We start from the raw sequence: 18,306 nt of genomic DNA, 5'->3' as shown, positions 1-18,306 counted from the left end.
CGAGCTAGTCAAATTTGGTTACTGCGGCAGTCGGGTGTTACGGTTCCCATCAGTAGCCAAATTCGGCTAGTGAGGAGAAGGCTGATGTCGGTGACGCCCTACGTGATGGTCGACAGCGCCCAGGAGTTCCGCCGGTTCATCGAGAGCGCCTTCGGCGCCGAGGTGTCCAATGTGCTGCCGCTGCCCTCGGACCCCGAGCGCGTGATGCACGCCGAGGCGCGGATCGGCACCGGAACCCTGTTCTTCGCCGACTCCGGCGCCCACGGGGAGCGCTGCCTCAGCTCGCCGTCCGAACCGGTGCACGTCCAGCTGTGGAGCACCGTGCCGGACGCCGACGCGGTGTACGAGCGGGCGGTGGCCGCCGGGGCCAGGCCGGCCCAGGAGGTGACCGCCCAGCAGGACGGCGGGCGCATGGGCGGCTTCGTCGACCCCTTCGGCACACTGTGGTGGGTCAGTACCACCCCACCGGTCGAGACGACCGCGGGCTGAGCGGAGGAACGGCATGTCGGCGGTTCGCCTGCTGGTGCTCGGCGCGGTGCGCCGCCGGGGGCGCGCGCACGGCTACCAGGTGCGCGCCGACCTGGAGTCCTGGGGTGCGCACGAGTGGTCCAGCGCCACCTCGGGCTCGGTCTACCACGCGCTCAAGGCGATGGCCGGCCAGGGCCTGCTGCTGGTGCACGAGACCACGCCGAGCACGGCGGGCGGGCCGCCGCGCATGGAGTACGAGCTGACCGAGGCGGGCGTGCGGACCTACCTCACCCTGCTCCGCGACGCGCTCACCGAGCGCGAGCCCAAGCTCGACCTGCTGGCGGCGGCGGTGGGGCTCGTCGACGACCTCCCGCGCGCCGAGGCGATCGAACTGCTGCGGCGGCGTGCCGAGGCGCTGGAGGAGTGGCGGGCGGGCATCGCCGGGCAGCTGCCCCCGGACACCGATCTGGAGACCTGGGGACCGGTCGGCGAGGTGGTGGGCCTGTGGCTGCACACCGCGGAGAGCCGCGCGGAATGGACCCGCCGGCTGATCCGGCGGCTGGAGGGAGGCGCCTTCCGGATGGCGGACGAGGCGGAGGAGAGCTGAAGCCGGCGCACCCGTCCGTGCGGCCCGGCGCGGACAGCGGTGCCCGCGCTCGGGTGGCCGCCGCGGCTCCTCCGGCGGCCGAGGCGCCGCGCGGCCGGCAGGCGGTACGGATTCCTCAGGCGGCCAGCAGCGTCGCCTGCGGGGCGCGGTGGGGGGCGGGCGCGGCCGGGCGAATCGCGTGCCGGGGGCTGAGCTCGGTGTGGAGCTCGCCGACCAGGTCGATGAGCTGGAGGCCGAGCGCGCGGTACACCGCGGCCAGCACCTCCGACGACGGCTCCTTGCGGCCGCGCTCGATCTCCGACAGGTAGGGCAGCGAGACCTGCGCCGCCTCGGCGACATCGCGCAGGGTGCGGCCCTGCGCGACCCGGGCCCGGCGGAGGGCCGCGCCGATCAGATCGCGCATCAGCGGCTCGTCCTTCTCCTCCGCCGCCGGAACGGCGCGCAGCACGCGGTCGCTCATGGTTCCTCCGGTCGCCTGTCGGATGGTGGCAGCCGCCACGAGCCTATGCCGCCGCCCGAACGCCGATCCATGCCCGGCGACGGACAAGGCGGCCGTTCCGCGCCCGGCGTAATCGCCCGCTGACCGCCGCTGCGGCGCGGGCGCGGATGTGCGTGTCCGGCGCCGGTGGCGGATGGTGGGCCCGGTCGGGCGCTCATGGCCGAGCGGTCCGTCTCGTGGAGCGGCGGGCGAAGACCCCGGCCAGGGCGGGGGGCCGTGGCGTCCGGCCGGTGCGACCGGGGCCGGCGGTCGTTCAGTGTGGCCGCGGGGTGTTCCGCCCGGGTGGGAGCGCTACGGGCTTGGCGGTGGACGGAGGGCGGGGTCTCCATGATCGCCGCCGGTGCAGCGGTGCCCGTCGGGGCTGCTTTAGTCCATGCCCGGATCCCTCGTTTCGGCCGAGCCTCTTCCCGGTGGGCCAAGCGGGGCGAACGCGGAGCAAGGCGGGCGGGTCCGCGTGCGGCGCGCTGGGCAGGGTTTAACCCGCACTGACCTGCGGATACGTTCCGCTGCGTCCAGTGGACGACAGGGCGCTGCCCATGCGGGGGCGCGACCGTGCCGCCGTCTCCTGCCCGGTTCTGCCGTGCGGCGCGGCGGCCGTCCGCCCGATCCGCAGCACGAGAGAGCCGCCATGAGCGAGCAGCAGCATCCCCCGGTCGAAGCCTTCGGCCTCCTGTTCCCCACCCGTCCCCGGCCCGAGCCGGCGCCCTGGCCCGACGACGAGTGGCGGCTGCCGGGCGGCACCGCTTGGGTCTACTACGGAGCGGGAAACCGGCGGCTGACCCGCCCGGTGGTCCTGGCCGACGACTTCGGGACCGGGCCGAGCGGGCTCGACCGGCTGTGGGAGGTCCTGGAGCGCGGCGGCCACCCGTTCGCCGGCGGGCTGCGCGACCGCGGCCGCGATGTGGTGCTGGTCGGCTACGACGAGCCTGGAGCCCGGATCCAGGACAACGCGGAGGCCGTCGTCGCCGCGGTCCTCGAAGCGATCGAGCGGCGCCTGGGAGATACGCCCCTGGCCGTCGGCGGCCTGGGCATGGGCGGCCTGGTCACCCGCTTCGCGCTCGCCAAGCTGGAGTACGAGCGCATCGACCACCAGACCGCCGTCCACCTGTCCTACGACAGCCCGCACCGCGGCGCGTGGGTGCCGATCGGCCTCCAGGCCATGGCGCACCTCCTCGCCAGCGCCCCCGAGATGTCGCGGCAGGTCAACTGCCCGGCCGCCCGCCAGCTGCTGTGGCGGCACATCGCCGCGGTCGACGCCGTCCCGGCCGAGGACCCGCTGCGCACGGAGTTGCTGACCGAACTCCGCCACTACGGCGGCTGGCCGGCCCGGCCGCGCAGGATCGGCGTCGCCAACGGCAACGGCGGCGGCATCGGCAACGGCGTGCCGCCGGGGGCGACGGCGGTGGAGGTGACCGGCGGCCGGCTCGACGGCACCGCACTGTGCACCCAGGGCGGGGCGGAGAAGCAGGCCGTCGCCCGCCTCAAGGGCGCTCTGGACGACATCACGGTGTACACCAGCGAGCTGCCCGCGCTCGACGGCGCGCCCGGCGGCACCCTGGAGAGCTTCGGCGCCGCCGGGGACCGGCTGAAGGCGGCCGGGAAGACCGGGGTCTTCCACCGCTCGGTCTGCTTCGTGCCCTCCGTCAGCGCCGTGTCCATCGCCGATCTCGACCAGCCGTACACCGATATCGACGCCCTGCCGCCCGAGCACGCCGAGCTGGACGACTACCTCCTGTCCTCGACCAACGAGGAGCACGCCCGGATGAGCGCCGACCTGTGCGGCTGGATCCTGGACCGCCTGCCCGGCTAGGCCGGCCCGCCGGGATCCGGGGCGGCCGCGGCGAGCGCCCCGGACGCCGTCGCGCCGACGGCCCCGCCGTCGAAGGCGGCCAGCCCGGTGTGCGCGGCGCAGAAGGCCAGGATGTCGGCCTGGAGCGCGAGCCAGCGGGCCGCCGAGCGGGCGCCGTGCCCCACGCCCGACTCGCAGCGCAGCAGGACCGGGCGGTCCGAGGAGGTGGCGTGCTGCAGCGCCGCCGCCAGCTTCCTGGTGTGCAGCGCGTTCACCCTCGGGTCCACCCGGGCGCAGGTCAGCAGGACGGCCGGGTACCGGGTGCCCGGGGTGACCCGGTGGTAGGGCGAGTAGCCGAGCAGGGTGTCGAGTTCGTCGGGGTCGTCGGCGGTGCCGAACTCCTCCGTCCACATCCGCCCCAGCCCGAACAGCGGATACCTGACCATGTCGGTGACCGGGTCCGAGCAGACCGCGGCGGCGTAGCGCTCCGGGTCGCGGGTGATCGCCGCGGCGACCAGCAGCCCGCTGTGCGAGGCGCCCCGCACGGCCAGCCGGTCCGGAGTGGTCCAGCCCCGCTCCACCAGCCGCTCGGCCGCCGCGGCGAGGTCGGCGACGGCGTTCGGCTTGGCGCTTCCGCGCCCCGCCGCGTGCCAGCCGGTGCCCTCCTCGCCGCCGCCGCGCACGTGCGCGACCGCGTAGCGGCCACCGGCCCGCACCCAGGCCAGCACCGCGGGGGAGTAGGCGGGCGCGATCGAGGCGCCGAAGCCGCCGTAGGCGGTGAGCAGGGTCGGCAGCGGACCGTCGGCGCCGGGCGGGCCGATCAGCCGCATCAGCACCGGAGTGCCGTCCTCGGAGCGGTAGTCGACCGTGCGCACCTCGGGCCGCTGGGGCGCCCGCGTGCCGGCGGCGGGCGGCGGCGCGGCGGCGTCCGGCGCACAGGCGCGGTCGCGCAGGTCGAAGCGGTACACGGCCGGCGGTGTGGCGAAGTCGGTGGCGATGAACCAGGCGCGCGGCCCGGCCGATGGCGGGGCGGTGAGGCGGGAGACGGCCCCGGCGACCGGGAGCGGCACCTCGGCGAGCAGGGCGCCGTCGCCGCCGTGCAGCGTGAGTTCGCCGACGCCGTGCCGGGTGCGGAGGACGAGGAGCCGGACCGCGCCGCCGGCCGGCTCCGACAGCAGCGCGCAGTCGGCGAGGACGGCCGGAGGCCGCTCGGGCACGATCGTGCGCCACGCGGCCGAGCGCGGGTCGGCCGGGTCGACGGCGCACAGCCGGCCGAAGGGCGCGTCTTCGTCGGTGATCGCGAAGACGGTGCCGCCGGGGCCGAACTTCAGCACGGCCCGGGTGCCGGCGGCGGTGCCGTCGTGGACGGGCCGCCACGCCGGGACGCCGTCGGCGGTGCCGGCCGTGTCCGCGATCCACAGCGCGTTGCCCGAGGTGGCGCCCGGGGCGGTGCTGAGCATCAGCACGGTGCCGTCCGGGCTCGCCTTGACCGACAGCTGCGGGTGTTCCGTCTCGAACAGCACCGCGTCGTCGGCCTGCCGGGTGCCGAGTCGGTGCAGCAGCAGCCGCCGCCCGGGCCGGTCCGGGGACGGGGCGCCTTCGACGTAGTGGAAGCCGGAGCCGTCGGGCAGCCACACCACGGGGGTGGGGCGCCCGGGGATGAGCGGGCTATCGACGTCGCGGCCGCTCGCGACGTCGAGCACCCGCAGCAGCGGCCGCTCGTCGCCGGTCCGCGACAGCTGGTAGGCGAGCAGCGCGCCGTCGGGGGAGGGGCGCCAGGAGTCCAGGGTGGTGGTGCCGGAGGGGTCGCGGTCGAGCGGGTCGAGCAGCGTGCGCGGCGGTGCGCCGGGGTCGGTGACGACCAGCACGGGCAGCTGCCGGCCGTCGGCGCGGCGCAGTTCGAAGCGGCGGTCGCCGCGCCAGACGGGCGGAGTCGCGACGGGTACCGCGCGGCCGCCGCCCTCGCCCAGCAGTTCGGCGCAGAGCGCGGTGAAGGCGGTGCGGTGCGGCCACCGCCGGGCGTGCTCGGCGTACAGTGCGGCCTGTCCGGCCAGCCAGACCTCGCACGCCGCGCTCTCGCCGTCCTCCAGCCACCGGTAGGGGTCGGGCACGACGCGGCCGTGCAGTACGTCGGCGACCGGGTCGCGGCGGGCCGGCGGGAAGCGGTGCGCGGTGTGGGACGCTGGCATGGCTCCGTTCTCTCCCCGATTTTTTCTGTTTCGCGCTGCTGGTGCTTTCGCCCGATTCACCGTTTATCGGGTCGGTCGTGAATGCGGTCCGTTTCGCGTTCTTCGGGCGACTGTGCGGTTCGTCGCGGCCCGTCGCGTCCATTCGGATCGTGGGCGGCGGGCCGATCGCGGGGCTCTCCCGAGACACCGGAGAGCCCCGCGATCTCGGACGTCAGTCCTGGTCGCCCTCGCTCAGCTCCAGGCGCCAGCCCTCCAGGTCCACGATCTCGTCGCCGGGCAGCAGATTTCCGAGAAGTCCGGGAATCTCACTCATGATGTATTTCCAATCGCCGTTTGTAACAGGACAGTCACAGAGTTTCGTGGTGGCGGAGTTGCCTGTCAACCTGGCGGACCCCGATCGCGTCCATGCGGGCGGTGGGTATGCGTGGATTTGCGCTTCGAATTCCGGGAAAAAGCGCACAGAAATAGTGTGGCGGCGGGCCGGTCCCGCTCCGTGCCGGGAGCGCTCCGGCCGTCCACAGCTTGTTGACAGCCGTCGCCGCGCCGCCCGACATTGATCCGCGTCGGATCCGGCGGCCGTGTCCGGTCCGGGTGCGTCGCTCCGACGTCTCGGGTGAGAGGCACCGGAAGGGGTGCCGGCAGAGGGGAGAACGACGGTGCGGTACATCATCATGATGTTCGGTTCGCAGCGCGATCACGACATGCTCAGCGGCGAGTCCACCGGCGGCACGGCCTGGACACCGGAGGACGCGGCGAAGCTGCACGCCTTCATGGCGCAGTGGAACAACGACCTGGTCGAGTCCGGCGAGTTCGTCGAGGGCCGCGGCCTGGACGCCCCCGTCCACACCAGGAGGATCCAGGTGGCCGACGGCGTGCCCGTGGTCACCGACGGGCCCTACGCCGAGACCGAGGAGGTGCTGGCCGGCTACACGATCGTGGAGTGCGCGAGCTTCGACCGGGCGACGGAGATCGCCGCGCGGCTCGCGGACACCCCCGCCCCCGAGGGCACCGACCTGGGGCGCGACTGGTACGTGGACGTGCGGCCGGTCGTCGGCGGCTCCGACATGCCGGCGGCCTGAGCGGCGCCGTGGCGGACGAGACGGAGACCGAGGACCTGCTGCGCAGCCTGGCGCCGCAGGTCCTCGGCGCGCTGGTGCGGCGGTACGGCAACTTCGACATCGCCGAGGACGCCGTGCAGGAGGCGCTGCTCGCCGCCTCCGTCCGGTGGCCGCGCGACGGCGTGCCCGAGCGGCCGCGCGGCTGGCTGGTCACGGTGGCCTCGCGCCGCCTCACCGACCTGCTCCGCGCCGAGCAGGCCAGGCGGCGGCGCGAGGACGCCGTCGCCCGCTGGGAGCTGCCCGGATCCGGTACCGCGCCCGCCGCCGACCGGCCGCCGCCCGACGCCGACGACACCCTGCTGCTGCTCTTCATGTGCTGTCACCCGTCGCTGTCGACCGCCTCCCAGATCGCGCTCAGCCTGCGCGCCGTCGGCGGCCTGTCCACGGCCGAGATCGCGCGGGCCTTCCTGGTGCCGGAGGCGACCATGACCCGGCGCATCAGCCGGGCCAAGCGCGGCGTCAAGGAGAGCGGCATCCCCTTCGCCCCGCCGCCGCCCGGGGAGCGCGCCCAGCGCCTCGGCGCGGTGCTGCACGTGCTCTACCTGATCTTCAACGAGGGCTACGCCGCCACCGCCGGACCCGGGCTGCACCGCGCCGACCTGGCGGCGGAGGCGATCCGGCTGGCCCGCACCGTGCACCGGCTGCTGCCCGACGACGCCGAGGCGGCCGGACTGCTCGCCCTGATGCTGCTCACCGACGCCCGCCGCGACGCCCGCACCGGCCCCGGCGGCGAACCCGTCCCCATGGCCGAGCAGGACCGCTCCCGCTGGAACGCCGCCTACATCGCCGAGGGCGTCGCCCTGGTCTCCGCCGCCCTGTCGCGCGGCACACCCGGCCCCTACCAGCTCCAGGCGGCCATCAGCGCCCTCCACGACGAGGCGCCCACCGCCGAGCAGACGGACTGGCCGCAGATCGCCGCACTCTACGAACTGCTGCTGCGCATCTCCGACAACCCGGTCGCCGCCCTCAACCACGCCGTCGCCCTCGCCATGGCGCACGGCGCCGAGGCCGCCCTGCCCCGCGTCGACGCCCTCGCCGCCGACCCCCGCCTCGCCGGCGACCACCGCCTGCACACCGTCCGCGCCCACCTGTTGGAGATGTCCGGCGACACCGCGGCCGCCGCCACCGCCTACCGCACCGCCGCCGACCGCGCCCACAGCCTCCCCAGACGCCGCTACCTCAACGCCCGGGCGGCTCGGTTGGCGGGGGAGGGCGGCGGCGCCTAGGGCGGCGGGCCGTCCGCCGGCGGCAGCGACACCGTGAAGACGCTCCCGCCGCTCTCGGCGGGGGTCAGGTCGACCGTGCCGCCGTGGGCGGTGACGAGGGCGGCGACGATGGACAGGCCGAGGCCGGCGCCGCCGCGGGCGCGGGCGGGGTCGGGGCGGTAGAAGCGCTCGAAGACGCGGTCGGCGAGTTCGGGCGAGATGCCGGGGCCCTGGTCGGCGACGGCGACGACGGCGCGGCCGGGGCCGTCGGGCGGTGCGAGCAGGCCGACGCGGACCTCCACCGGGGTGCCGGGCGGGGTGTGGGTGAGGGCGTTGCCGACCAGGTTGTCCAGTACCTGGCGCAGGCCGGTCTCGTCGCCGGAGACCGTCACCGGTGCGACGGTGTCGGCCGGGCCGTCCAGCCGGACCAGTTCGATCGGGCGGTCGGGGTCGCGGGCGCGGGCGTCCAGGACGGCGTCCGCGGCCAGCGCGAACAGGTCGACGGGGGCGCGCTCCAGCGGCCGGTGCCGGTCGAGCCGGGCCAGCAGCAGCAGGTCGTCCACGAGGGTGCCCATCCGCCGGGCCTCGGCCTCGATCCGGCCGAACAGCGCGGGCACGTCCGGCACGGACGCCGCCCCGGCGGTGCCGGGCCGGGCGCCCGCCCGCGCCCCGGGACCGGGGGCGGGGTCCGTGCGCCCGGCCGGGCCGGACCCGGTGCCCGCCTGGCGGTAGAGCTGGGCGTAGCCGCTGATCGAGGTGAGCGGGGTGCGCAGTTCGTGGCTGGCGTCGGCGACGAAGCGGCGCATGCGGTCCTCCGAGGCGCGGGCCTGGCGCTCGGAGTCCTCGCGGGCGCGGAAGGCCCGCTCGATCTGGCCGAGCATGCCGTTGAGCGACCGGCTCAGCCGCCCCATCTCGGTGGACGCCGGCCAGGACGGCACCCGGCGGGACAGGTCGCCGGCCGCGATCGCCTCCGCCGTCGCCCCGATCCGGCCGAGCGGCCGCAGGGTGACGCGCACCAGCGCGAAGCCGGCCGCCGACAGCGCCGCCAGCACGGCGGCGCCGATGGCCAGATTGATGGCGGTCAGCTGGTCCACCGTCGACTCCACGTCGGCCAGGCTGTAGGCCACCACCTGCCGGAGGCCGCTGGGCGCCTGGGAGGCGGCGGCCCGCCACGGGTAATCGCCGGGCACGGCCGCCGGGAGGGTGGCGATCTGCCCGGGCGCGAGGGTCCTAGCCGCCTCGACCAGCGCGGACTCGCCGGGCGGCGACTGCCCGGCGGGCGGAGCGCCGCCGGTGTCGACCACGCCGCCGCCGTCCACCCAGACGACGATCGCGCCGGGGCGCAGTGTCAGGATCGACCGCGGCTGCGGCCCGTCCAGGTCGGGGGGCAGCGGCGGGGGCTCGTTCCGGGTCGTGCCGAGCAGTTCCTGGTCCACCCGCTGCTCCAGGTGCCCGCGCAGCAGCTGCACCCCGAAGAAGCCGGTCAGCGCGAGCGCCCCCGCGACCAGGGCCAGCGTCACCACGATCAGCCGCGCCCACAGCGGGACGCGCCGCCACCAGCCCAGCGGCCCCGCCCGTCCGCCCTCCACCGCGCTCACCTGCGCGGGGCCCGCAGGGTGTAGCCGATGCCGCGCAGGGTGTGGATCAGCCGCGGCTCGCCGGTGTCGAGCCGCCGGCGCAGCATCGACACGTAGCTCTCGACGATGGACGGGTCGCCGTCGAAGTCGTAGGGCCAGACGTGGTCGAGGATCTGCCGCTTGGACAGCACCTGGCCGCTGTGCGCCATCAGGAAGCGCAGCAGCTCGAAGGCGGTCGGCGGCAGGTGCACGGCGACGCCCGCCCGCCGCACCTCGCGGGTGTCCTCGTCCAGCTCCAGATCGGCCACGGCCATCCGGCTGGGCGGCGCCGCCGCGCCGGTGCGGCGCAGCACGGCCCTGATCCGGGCGATGACCTCCTCCAGGCTGAATGGCTTGGTCACGTAGTCGTCGCCGCCCAGGGTCAGCCCGGCGACCTTGTCCTCGGTCGTGTCGCGTGCGGTCAGGAAGACGATCGGGGTGGGCCGGGCGCCGGCGCGCAGCCGCCTGGCCACGTCGAAGCCGTCCATCCGGGGCAGCATCACGTCCAGGACGACCAGGTCGGGGCGTTCGCGGTCGGCGGCCGCCACGGCCTCGGGCCCGTCGGCGGCCACCCGCACCGCGAAACCGGCGTAGCGCAGGCTCGCCGACAGCAGTTCCCTGATGTTGGGGTCGTCGTCCACGACCAGCAGCGCCGCCTCGGGAGTGCGGCCGGCGCCCGCCTTCGCGTCACTCATCGTGCGAGTGTGCCGCGCGAGCCTGGACGGCCGCTGCGGACACGCTGAACGAAGGCTGAACGCCGCCTCGGTGCCCCAGCGTGGCGCCGCGGCGCGGGCCGGCGTCCAGCTTTCGCGCAGCTTCGCTACAGGAGGTGACCAGCTTCGTCGGTGAGTGTCCGTGCCATGGAATCAGCTCCCACGGAACCTCGGGTCCGGCCGCCCGCCGACGCGGGCCCGCTCGGCCGCCCGCCGCTGATCGAAGTGGTCGTCCCCGTCCACAACGAGCAGCGCGCGCTGCGCGCGAGCGTGGAACGGCTGCACGCCTTCCTGGCCGCCGAGCTCCCCTATCCGTTCACGATCACGATCGCCGACAACGCGAGCACCGACGCCACCTGGGCGGAGGCCGGCGCGCTGGCCGCCGAACTCCCCGAGGTCGAAGCCGTCCGGCTCGAACTCAAGGGGCGGGGCCGCGCGCTGCGGTACTGCTGGTCGCGCAGCCGGGCGAACGTCGTCAGCTACATGGACGTCGACCTCTCCACCGACCTGCGCGCCTTCCTGCCGCTGGTGGCGCCGCTGCTGTCGGGCCACAGCGACCTGGCGATCGGCACCCGGCTCGGCCGCGGCTCGGCGGTGGTGCGCGGCCCCAAGCGCGAGTTCATCTCCCGTGGCTACAACCTGCTGCTGCGCACGCTGATGGGCGCCCGCTTCACCGACGCCCAGTGCGGCTTCAAGGCCGTGCGCGCCCCGGTGGCGCGGGCGCTGCTGCCCGAGGTGCAGGACGAGGCGTGGTTCTTCGACACCGAACTGCTGCTGCTGGCGCAGGAGGCCGGGCTGCGGGTGCACGAGGTGCCGGTCGACTGGGTGGACGACCCCGACAGCCGGGTCGACATCGCCGGCACGATCCTGGCCGACCTGCGCGGACTGGCACGGGTCGCGCTGCGGCTGGCGCGCGGACCCGCCGGGGCGGCGGTGCCGGGCGCCCGCACCGCCGCGCCGGGGGCGGCGCTGCCGGCCGGCATGGGTCGCCAGCTGCCGGTCTTCGCGGTGATCGGCGCCGTCAGCACGCTGGCGCACCTGGCGCTGTTCACGCTGCTGCTCCAGGTCTGGCCCGCCGTCGCGGCCAACGCGGTGGCGCTGGCGGTCTGCTCGGTCGCCAACACCGCGGCCAATAGGCGCTTCACCTTCGGCGTCGTCGGGCGGGAGGGCGCGGTGCGGCACCAGGTCGAGGGCGCGCTGGTGTTCCTGCTCGGGCTCGGCCTGAGCACGGGCGCCCTCGCCCTGCTGCACCTGGCGGTGGCCGAGCCGGCCGCCTGGGTGGAGGTGGTGTCGGTGCTGGCCGCGAACGTGCTGGCCACGCTGGCGCGCTTCCTGCTGCTGCGCGGCTGGGTGTTCCACCCGGGCCGGGTCCGCGGGCGCGGCGCGTCCGGCGGCACGGCGCCCGGCGCGGCCGTGCCCGGCGCGGCGGGGCGGGAGGGCGTGCGATGACCGCGGTGACGACGGCCCGCGCACCCGGCCGGGACCCGGGCGGGCCGGCCGGCCCGGCCGCGCCGCCCGCGCGGCCGTGGTACCTGCGCGCGCTGCTGGGCGGCCCCGCCGATCCGGTCTGGGCAAGGCCCGCGCTGCTCGCGATCCTGCTCGGTGCCGCGCTGCTGTACCTGTGGGACCTGCCGGGCAACGAGGACAGCAACCGCTACTACGCGGCCGCCGTCCTCGGCATGGCGACGGACTGGACGGCGTTCTTCTTCGGCTCCTTCGACGCCGCGTCCTTCATCACCGTCGACAAGCCGCCGCTGGCGCTGTGGGTGCAGGCGCTGTCGGTGCGGATCTTCGGCTACTCCAGCTGGAGCATCCTGGTACCACAGGCGCTCGCCGGGCTGGCCGCGATCGCGGTGGTGCACCGCGTGGTGCGGCGCGACTTCGGCTTCGCCGCGGCGACCCTGGCCGCGGCGGCGCTCGCCGTCACCCCCATCGCGGTGGCCATGGCGCAGCACAACAACCCCGACGGGCTGCTGACCCTGCTGCTGGTGCTGTCCGGCTGGGCGGCCCTGGCGGCGACGCGGACCGGCCGGCTCGGCCCGGTGCTGTGGTGCGCGGTGGCCGTCGGGCTGGCCTTCAACGTCAAGATGCTGCAGGCCTTCCTGGTGGTCCCGGTGTTCGCGCTGGTCTACCTGGTGGCGGCGCCCCGGCCGCTGCGGGTGCGGATCGGGCACCTGCTCGGCGCCGGGGCGGTGCTCTCGGCGGTGAGCTTCGCCTGGATCACCGTGGTCGACCTGATCCCGGCGTCGGCGCGGCCCTATGTCGGCGGCAGTCCGGCCAACTCCGCCTGGGAGCTGGTGCTCGGCTACAACGGGCTCGGCCGCGTCTTCGGCCGCGAGGACGGGGCGCAGGGCCCGCAGGGCGGCGTCGTGTACACCTACGGGCCTCCCGGGGCCGGCGCGGGCGCGTCCGGCGGCGGGCCCGAGCTGGAGACCATGGGCTTCGGCGGCGACCCCGGCTGGGACCGCCTGTTCAACGCCCAGGTCGGCGGCCAGATCGCCTGGCTACTGCCCTTCGCCGCGCTCGCCGTCGCCGTGGCGGTGGCGCTGGCCGGACGCCGTCCGCGCACCGACGGGCGGCGGGCGCAGGCGCTGATGTGGGGCGGCTGGCTGCTCGTGCACTACGCCGTGTTCAGCTTCGCGCAGGGCATCTGGCACACCTACTACACGGTGGCACTGGCCCCGGCGGTGGCGGCCCTGGCCGGGATCGGCGCGGTCGGCCTGGCGCGGCTGTACCGCACGTCCCGGTGGTGGGGCTGGCTGCCCGCGGCCGCGGTGGCCGGGAGCGGGGCGCTGGCGGTCGTGCTGCTGCGGCGCACCCCGGAGTTCGTGCCGTGGCTGGCGCCCGCCGTCGGCGCCGCGGCCGGCGCCGGGGCGCTGGTGCTGCTGCTGGGCTGGGCGCTGCGCCGGAGCGGTCCGTACTGGTCCCGGGCGGCGGCGGTCGCGGCGGGCGTGTCGGCGCTGGCGCTGCTGGCCGGGCCCGCCGCCTATGCCGCGCACACGCTGAGCACTCCGATCACCGGCACCGATCCGACGGCGGGACCGGCGGCGCAGGGCGCCGGCCCGACGAACACGGCGCAGCCGCCGCCCGGCGCGTCCGGCACGGCCCCGCCGCCGGGCGGCGGCCTGCGGACCGCGGGGGGCGGCGGCATGGACGTCGACCCCGAGCTGCTGGACTACCTGCTCGCCCAGCACGACGGCGAGACCTGGCTGGCCGCGACAGTGGGGTCCGACGAGGCGGCGTCGATCATCCTGGAGACGGGGATGCCGGCCATGGCCATGGGCGGCTTCAGCGGCGGCGGGAACGCCCCCACCGCCGAGCGCCTGGCCGAGTACGTGGCCGGCGGCGAACTCCGCTTCGTGCTCGCCTCCCCGGAGGGCGGGCGCCCCGGCGGCGCCGACGTGCTGGAGTGGGTCGGCGCCAACTGCGCGCCCGTGGACCCCTCGGCCTACGGCGGCGAGCCGGTGCCCGAGGCGGGCGGGCAGGGCCAGGGCGGCGGGCCGCGCCTCATGGGCCCGGGTCCGTCCACCCTGTACGACTGCGCGGCCTGAGCGGCGGCCGCTCCCCCTGCGGGGGCCGGGGGAGCGGCCGCGCGTCGGATAGGTTCCACGAACCGGAGTCGGCGGGAAGGCGGGGACTCGGTATGGACGACGTCACCCTCAGCTTGACGGCGGACCAGGCGCTGGTGCTGTCGGACTGGCTGGACCGCGCCATGCACACGGCGGCCTTCGAGGCGGCGGTCGACGACCGGGCGGTGTGGTCGCCGCTGCTGTCGATCAGCGCCGCCCTGGACAAGCGGCTGGTGATGGTCTTCGATCCGGCCTACCGGACGCGGCTGGAGCAGGCCCGCGAGCGGCTGATCGAGGAACTGGGCGACTTCAGGGCCGGCTGAGGGCGGTCAGCCGGCGGCCCGCTCCTCGCTGCGCCGTTTCAGGCCCGCGGCTTCCATCCGCAGGTAGCGGCGGGTGAGGCCGGCCGTCAGCAGCGCGACGAGGCGTCCGACGGGCCCGTGCTGGACCAGCCGGACGGTGGCGACGCAGCCGCCGCCGGGCGCCGGCCGCAGCAGGTGCTCGCCGGCGGTGCGCACGCCCGGTGCCGTGGCCTCCCAGGTGAACGAGGCGCCCTCGGTCAGTTCGGTGACGGTGTAGACGGCCCGTGGCAGCCCGGGCTGCTCGACCGCGACCCGGGCGCCGGCCCGGAGCGCCCCCTCGGGCCCGGCGCCGTCCAGCAGCCGCACCGACTCCACCGACGCCGTCCACTCCGGCCACCGCTCGACATCGGCGAACACCGCCCACACCGCGCCGGGCGGCGCGTCGATCTCGGCGTGGTCCTCGAAGGCGACGGGCATGGGGACCTCCTGACACCGTGCGGCCCGCCGGATCCGGCGGACGTCTCCGATCCTGCCAGTGGGCGCGGCGGCGGCCGCGCCCGGCCGCCGCGTCGCGGGGACGGGAAGGCGTCGGTCGCTCCGGAGCCGGGTGAAGGAACGCTCGTTCTATATTGGCGCCATGAGCCGCAAGCCGAAGGAACACCTCGACGCGCGCCGCCGGCAGATCCTGGACGCCGCCCGGCGCTGCTTCGTCCGCAACGGCTTCCACGCCACCTCGATGCAGGACGTGCTGGCCGAGGCGGGCCTGTCGGTGGGCGCCGTGTACCGCTACTTCAGCGGCAAGGACGCGCTCATCGCGGCGATCGTCTCCGACGCGCTGGCCGAGCTGGCGGCCGCCTTCGGCGACGACGCCGGGGAGCCGCCGGAGCTGGACGACATCGTCGACGCCGTGCTGCGGGTCGACCGGCCGCCGCTGTCGGGTTCGCGGGAGTCGGCCCGGCTGCTGGTCCAGGTCTGGGCGGAGGCGCTGCGCTCGCCCGAGCTGGCCGGGCGCCTGGACGAGGTGATGGCGGCGGCGCGGGCGGTGCTGGGCGGCGTGGTGGTCCGGCACCAGCGGCGCGGGCTGCTGCCCGCCGACGTCCCCGCCGAGCACATCGCCGGGGCGCTGATCGCCCTGGTCGACGGCTACCTGCTCCAGCACGCGGTGTTCGGCCGCGCCGACCCGGCGGCCTTCCGCGCGGGGCTGCGCGCGCTCATGTCGGCGCGCGGCGGCGACTGAGAGAACGAGCGTTCGCTCTTGACGTGGTGGCGGACGCGTGCTGCCATTAAAGAGAACGAACATTCGTTTTCTAAGAAGGTGGCACATGAGGACGGACACCGACGTGCTGATCGCGGGAGCCGGGCCGACCGGACTGGTGCTCGCCATCGAGCTGGCGCGGCGCGGGGTGCTGCCCCGGGTGGTCGACGCGGGCCCCTCGGACCTGCGCGAAAGCCGGGCCGTCGCGGTCGCGGCGCGCTCACTGGAACTGCTCGACGACCTCGGGCTGGCCGAGGCCGCGATCGGGCACGGCCTGCCGCTGCACGCGCTCAACTTCTACCAGGGCACCGCCCTGCTGGCCGTCCTGGACGTGACGGTGGTGGACTCGCCCTTCCCGATGGACCTGTGCGTCCCGCAGTGGCGGACCACGGAGCTGCTGCGGAAACGGGCCGAGGAGCTGGGCGTCACGATCGAGTGGCGGACCAGGCTGAGCGGCCTGCGCGCCGACGGGGACGGAGTCGACGCCGAGATCGTCCGCCCCGACGGCGGTACCGAACGGGTCCGGGCCGGGTGGCTGGCCGGCTGCGACGGCGCGCACAGCACCGTGCGCCGGGCGGCGGGCATCCGCTGGCGGACCGCCGACCTGCGGCGCGGCTTCATCCTCGGCGACGTCGCGGCCGACTGGGACCTGGTGCGCGACCGCTTCCACGTCTACTTCGACCGCGGCGGCGTGCTCGCCGTCTTCCCGATGCCCGGCGGCCACTGGCGCGTGCTGGCCAGTACGCCGGGCGGGAGGCCGCCCGAGCGGCCGGGCCTCGCCGACTTCGCGCAGGCCGTCGCCGAGCGCACGCCGCTGGACGCGCGCCCGCGCGAACTGCGGTGGAGTTCGGCCTTCGCCGCCCGCGAGGGCCTGGCGGAGACCTTCCGCCGGGGCCGGGTGCTGCTCGCGGGCGACGCCGCCCACAGCCACAGCCCCATCGGCGGGCAGGGCATGAACACCGGGATGCAGGACGCGTACAACCTGGGCTGGAAGCTCGCGCTCGCCGCGACGGGCGGCGCCGACATCCTGGACGGCTACGGGGCGGAGCGGCGACCGGTCGCCGAGGCCGTCATCGGCACCACCTCCGCCGCCACCCGGGTCGCCACCGGCCGCGCGCTCGTCGTCCGGCGGGCCCGCCGGCACGCGCTCAGGCTGCTCAGCCGCCTCACCGCCGTGCAGCGGCGCTTCGCCGACGCCCTCGGCGAGCACCTGGTCGGCTACCGCGGCAGCGAGCTGGTCTCCCAGGACTGGCGCGGCGGGCCCGTCCGGGCGTGGAACGACGGTGCCGGGCCCGGCCCCGAGGCCGGCGAGCTCGCCCGCGACGCCTACCTGGAGACGCGCTCCGGGCCGGTCGCGCTGCGGCGCGTCCTCGGCGGCACCGGCCACCACCTGCTGCTGTTCGCCGCCGAGGAGGCCGACCCGGCCGCGCTCGCCGACTGGACGGCCCGGGCGCGGCAGGCGGTCGACGGGGACGCCGCGGTCCACCTGGTCACCCGGGGGCACCTGCCGCCCGGGCCTGCCGAGGGCGTCTTCGCCGACCTGCGCGGCGAGGCCCACCGGCGCTACGGCGTCCGCCGCCCGAGCCTGTACCTGGTCCGGCCGGACAAGTACATCGCCCACCGCAACGACAGCCTCGACCTCGCGCCGGTGCGCGGCTACCTGCGGGGACTGCGGGGCGCTCCGGCGGCGGGCGGGCGGGTGGCGTGAACGGGCGGTGCCGTCCTGATCGCTCGGGGCGTCCGTCCCGCGCGGTGGGTGCGCGGGCCGTGCAGGAGCGCCCCTCCGAAGGAGCCGTTTGACGCATACTTACCAGACGGTTAGATTACTGACCACGTGGTCAGTGATGCGCTTCGGCGCAGGTGGGAGCCGTCCGGTGGAGAGCACGATCAGCGTCGAAGGACTCGGCAAGCGCTACGGCGCCACCGTCGCGGTGCGCGATCTGAGCTTCACCGTGGAACCGGGGAAAGTGACCGGATTCCTCGGTCCGAACGGCGCGGGGAAGTCCACCACTATGCGCGTGATCCTCGGGCTGGACCGGCCGACCACCGGCCGCGCGCTGATCGCCGGAGTGCCCTACGCGAGCATCCCGGCGCCCACCCGGGTCGTCGGCTCGCTGCTGGACGCCGGGGCGGTGCACCCCGGCCGGACCGCGCGGGCCCACCTCGGCTGGATCGCCCGCGCCTCCGGCGTCGACCTCCGCCGGGTCGGCGCCGCGCTCGACCGCGTCGGCATCGCGCACGCGGCCGACCGCCCGGCGGCCGCGCTCTCGCTCGGCATGCGCCAGCGGCTCGGGCTCGCCGCCGCCCTGCTGGGCGACCCCTCCGTGCTGATCCTGGACGAACCCCTCAACGGCCTCGACCCGCAGGGCATCGTCTGGCTGCGCGGCCTGCTCAAGGAGTTCGCCGACGCCGGCGGCACCGTGCTCGTCTCCAGCCACCTGATGAACGAGATGCAGGCGACGGCCGACCACGTCATCGTCATCGCCCGGGGCGAACTGCTCGCCAGCGTCGGTGTCGCCGAGCTGGCCGCCCGCACCGCCGGCAGCGTCCGCGTCGACGGCCCGGGCGCCCGCGCGCTGGTGCCCGAACTCCGACAGCGCGGTGCCCGCGTCGAGCACGCCCCCGCCACCCCGGACGCCTTCGACGTCACGGGCCTCGACCCGCTGGAGATCGGCCGCCTCGCCCTCGGCGCCGGAGTCGCCCTCCGCGAACTCGCCCCGCGCCGCACCGGTCTCGAAGCGGCCTTCATGGACCTCACCACGTCGGAGAGGACGAGCGGATGACGGCCGCCGGACGGGCTGGCGGGGGCGCGGGTGCCGCCGCGCTCGCGGGTGTCCGTTTCCTCGGGTCCGCCGTCGTCTGTCGGGCCTCTGTTCCGCTGGATCGCCGAGCGGCGGTTCGGGCCGGACTCGGGGCACGTCCGTCCGCGACCCGCCGGGCACTCCGGTCCGAACGCGCTCGGCCGTGGTCCGGCCT

Annotated in this window: 16 protein-coding genes; 11 read left to right on the top strand and 5 right to left on the bottom strand. The window is 76.0% G+C overall.

The features are described 5' to 3' along the window. Positions 1-84: 84 nt before the first annotated feature. Both CLV72_RS17380 and CLV72_RS17375 read left to right on the top strand, forming a co-directional pair. Complete coding sequence (locus CLV72_RS17380) at positions 85-489, top strand: VOC family protein (RefSeq protein WP_211302921.1); 405 nt, start codon at positions 85-87, stop codon at positions 487-489. A 13-nt stretch (positions 490-502) separates the two neighbouring features. Next, positions 503-1,075: a PadR family transcriptional regulator gene (locus CLV72_RS17375; RefSeq protein WP_106247355.1), complete on the top strand. Its 573-nt coding sequence runs from the start codon at positions 503-505 to the stop codon at positions 1,073-1,075. Between the two features lie 115 nt (positions 1,076-1,190). On the opposite strand, the gene CLV72_RS17370 is transcribed toward CLV72_RS17375, so the two are convergent. After that, positions 1,191-1,535, bottom strand: coding sequence for a helix-turn-helix domain-containing protein (locus tag CLV72_RS17370; protein WP_106247352.1), 345 nt, complete (start codon positions 1,533-1,535; stop codon positions 1,191-1,193). A 667-nt stretch (positions 1,536-2,202) separates the two neighbouring features. On the opposite strand from CLV72_RS17370, the gene CLV72_RS17365 reads away from it, so the two are divergent. After that, entirely contained in the window at positions 2,203-3,384 is a 1,182-nt protein-coding gene (locus CLV72_RS17365) for a hypothetical protein (RefSeq protein ID WP_106247349.1), read from the top strand. Here the strand turns inward: CLV72_RS17365 and CLV72_RS17360 are convergent. Then, a complete protein-coding gene (locus CLV72_RS17360; protein ID WP_106247346.1) occupies positions 3,381-5,552 on the bottom strand; it encodes a prolyl oligopeptidase family serine peptidase in 2,172 nt (723 codons plus the stop codon). The genes CLV72_RS17365 and CLV72_RS17360 overlap by 4 nt on opposite strands. Before the next feature lie 656 nt (positions 5,553-6,208). On the opposite strand from CLV72_RS17360, the gene CLV72_RS17355 reads away from it, so the two are divergent. Together CLV72_RS17355 and CLV72_RS17350 are read left to right on the top strand one after the other, a co-directional pair. Beyond that, positions 6,209-6,631 (top strand): YciI family protein, encoded by a 423-nt coding sequence (locus CLV72_RS17355; RefSeq protein ID WP_106247343.1) that lies wholly within the window; start codon positions 6,209-6,211, stop codon positions 6,629-6,631. 8 nt (positions 6,632-6,639) lie between these two features. Next, complete coding sequence (locus CLV72_RS17350) at positions 6,640-7,896, top strand: RNA polymerase sigma factor (RefSeq protein WP_106247340.1); 1,257 nt, start codon at positions 6,640-6,642, stop codon at positions 7,894-7,896. Here the strand turns inward: CLV72_RS17350 and CLV72_RS17345 are convergent. Beyond that, the gene (locus CLV72_RS17345; RefSeq protein WP_245930276.1) at positions 7,893-9,464 is read right to left on the bottom strand and encodes a sensor histidine kinase; all 1,572 of its coding nucleotides are present in this window, start codon (positions 9,462-9,464) and stop codon (positions 7,893-7,895) included. The genes CLV72_RS17350 and CLV72_RS17345 overlap by 4 nt on opposite strands. Before the next feature lie 5 nt (positions 9,465-9,469). Further along, complete coding sequence (locus CLV72_RS17340) at positions 9,470-10,186, bottom strand: response regulator transcription factor (protein ID WP_106247337.1); 717 nt, start codon at positions 10,184-10,186, stop codon at positions 9,470-9,472. A 165-nt stretch (positions 10,187-10,351) separates the two neighbouring features. Between CLV72_RS17340 and CLV72_RS17335 the strand changes: the two genes are divergently transcribed. From CLV72_RS17335 to CLV72_RS17325, 3 genes are all read left to right on the top strand, one after another. Next, the gene (locus CLV72_RS17335) at positions 10,352-11,653 is read left to right on the top strand and encodes a bifunctional glycosyltransferase family 2/GtrA family protein (RefSeq protein ID WP_106247335.1); all 1,302 of its coding nucleotides are present in this window, start codon (positions 10,352-10,354) and stop codon (positions 11,651-11,653) included. After that, positions 11,650-13,755, top strand: a complete 2,106-nt coding sequence (locus CLV72_RS17330; RefSeq protein ID WP_106247332.1) for a glycosyltransferase family 39 protein — start codon at positions 11,650-11,652, stop codon at positions 13,753-13,755. Before CLV72_RS17335 ends, CLV72_RS17330 begins: the two co-directional genes overlap by 4 nt. 92 nt (positions 13,756-13,847) lie before the next feature. After that, positions 13,848-14,096 (top strand): hypothetical protein, encoded by a 249-nt coding sequence (locus CLV72_RS17325; protein WP_106247330.1) that lies wholly within the window; start codon positions 13,848-13,850, stop codon positions 14,094-14,096. 6 nt (positions 14,097-14,102) lie between these two features. On the opposite strand, the gene CLV72_RS17320 is transcribed toward CLV72_RS17325, so the two are convergent. After that, positions 14,103-14,552, bottom strand: coding sequence for an SRPBCC family protein (locus CLV72_RS17320; RefSeq protein ID WP_106247328.1), 450 nt, complete (start codon positions 14,550-14,552; stop codon positions 14,103-14,105). A 160-nt stretch (positions 14,553-14,712) separates the two neighbouring features. Here CLV72_RS17320 and CLV72_RS17315 point away from each other — a divergent pair, with 160 nt between their 5' ends. From CLV72_RS17315 to CLV72_RS17305, 3 genes are all read left to right on the top strand, one after another. Further along, positions 14,713-15,312, top strand: a complete 600-nt coding sequence (locus CLV72_RS17315) for a TetR/AcrR family transcriptional regulator (RefSeq protein ID WP_106247325.1) — start codon at positions 14,713-14,715, stop codon at positions 15,310-15,312. An 85-nt stretch (positions 15,313-15,397) separates the two neighbouring features. Next, positions 15,398-17,038 carry an FAD-dependent monooxygenase gene (locus CLV72_RS17310; RefSeq protein ID WP_106247322.1) on the top strand — a complete coding sequence of 547 codons (1,641 nt, stop codon included), beginning with the start codon at positions 15,398-15,400 and terminating at the stop codon, positions 17,036-17,038. A gap of 136 nt (positions 17,039-17,174) precedes the next feature. Then, entirely contained in the window at positions 17,175-18,113 is a 939-nt protein-coding gene (locus CLV72_RS17305; RefSeq protein ID WP_106247320.1) for an ABC transporter ATP-binding protein, read from the top strand. Positions 18,114-18,306: the final 193 nt, after the last annotated feature.

Origin of the sequence: Allonocardiopsis opalescens (genome assembly GCF_003002095.1) — a bacterium.
In the GTDB taxonomy this organism is placed as follows: Bacteria; Actinomycetota; Actinomycetes; order Streptosporangiales; family Streptosporangiaceae; genus Allonocardiopsis; species Allonocardiopsis opalescens.
Note: the sequence above shows the minus strand (reverse complement) of the source record. Positions and strands in the feature narration are given on the sequence as shown.

Excerpts from the sequence above, each read along its gene's own strand:
- CLV72_RS17375 (WP_106247355.1), top strand. The coding sequence starts at position 503 with ATGTCGGCGGTTCGCCTGCTGGTGCTCGGCGCGGTGCGCCGCCGGGGG.
- CLV72_RS17310 (WP_106247322.1), top strand. The coding sequence starts at position 15,398 with ATGAGGACGGACACCGACGTGCTGATCGCGGGAGCCGGGCCGACCGGA.
- CLV72_RS17365 (WP_106247349.1), top strand. The coding sequence starts at position 2,203 with ATGAGCGAGCAGCAGCATCCCCCGGTCGAAGCCTTCGGCCTCCTGTTC.
- CLV72_RS17305 (WP_106247320.1), top strand. The coding sequence starts at position 17,175 with ATGCGCTTCGGCGCAGGTGGGAGCCGTCCGGTGGAGAGCACGATCAGC.
- CLV72_RS17340 (WP_106247337.1), bottom strand. The coding sequence starts at position 10,186 with ATGAGTGACGCGAAGGCGGGCGCCGGCCGCACTCCCGAGGCGGCGCTG.
- CLV72_RS17315 (WP_106247325.1), top strand. The coding sequence starts at position 14,713 with ATGAGCCGCAAGCCGAAGGAACACCTCGACGCGCGCCGCCGGCAGATC.
- CLV72_RS17370 (WP_106247352.1), bottom strand. The coding sequence starts at position 1,535 with ATGAGCGACCGCGTGCTGCGCGCCGTTCCGGCGGCGGAGGAGAAGGAC.
- CLV72_RS17320 (WP_106247328.1), bottom strand. The coding sequence starts at position 14,552 with ATGCCCGTCGCCTTCGAGGACCACGCCGAGATCGACGCGCCGCCCGGC.
- CLV72_RS17360 (WP_106247346.1), bottom strand. The coding sequence starts at position 5,552 with ATGCCAGCGTCCCACACCGCGCACCGCTTCCCGCCGGCCCGCCGCGAC.
- CLV72_RS17330 (WP_106247332.1), top strand. The coding sequence starts at position 11,650 with ATGACCGCGGTGACGACGGCCCGCGCACCCGGCCGGGACCCGGGCGGG.
- CLV72_RS17325 (WP_106247330.1), top strand. The coding sequence starts at position 13,848 with ATGGACGACGTCACCCTCAGCTTGACGGCGGACCAGGCGCTGGTGCTG.
- CLV72_RS17380 (WP_211302921.1), top strand. The coding sequence starts at position 85 with ATGTCGGTGACGCCCTACGTGATGGTCGACAGCGCCCAGGAGTTCCGC.
- CLV72_RS17335 (WP_106247335.1), top strand. The coding sequence starts at position 10,352 with ATGGAATCAGCTCCCACGGAACCTCGGGTCCGGCCGCCCGCCGACGCG.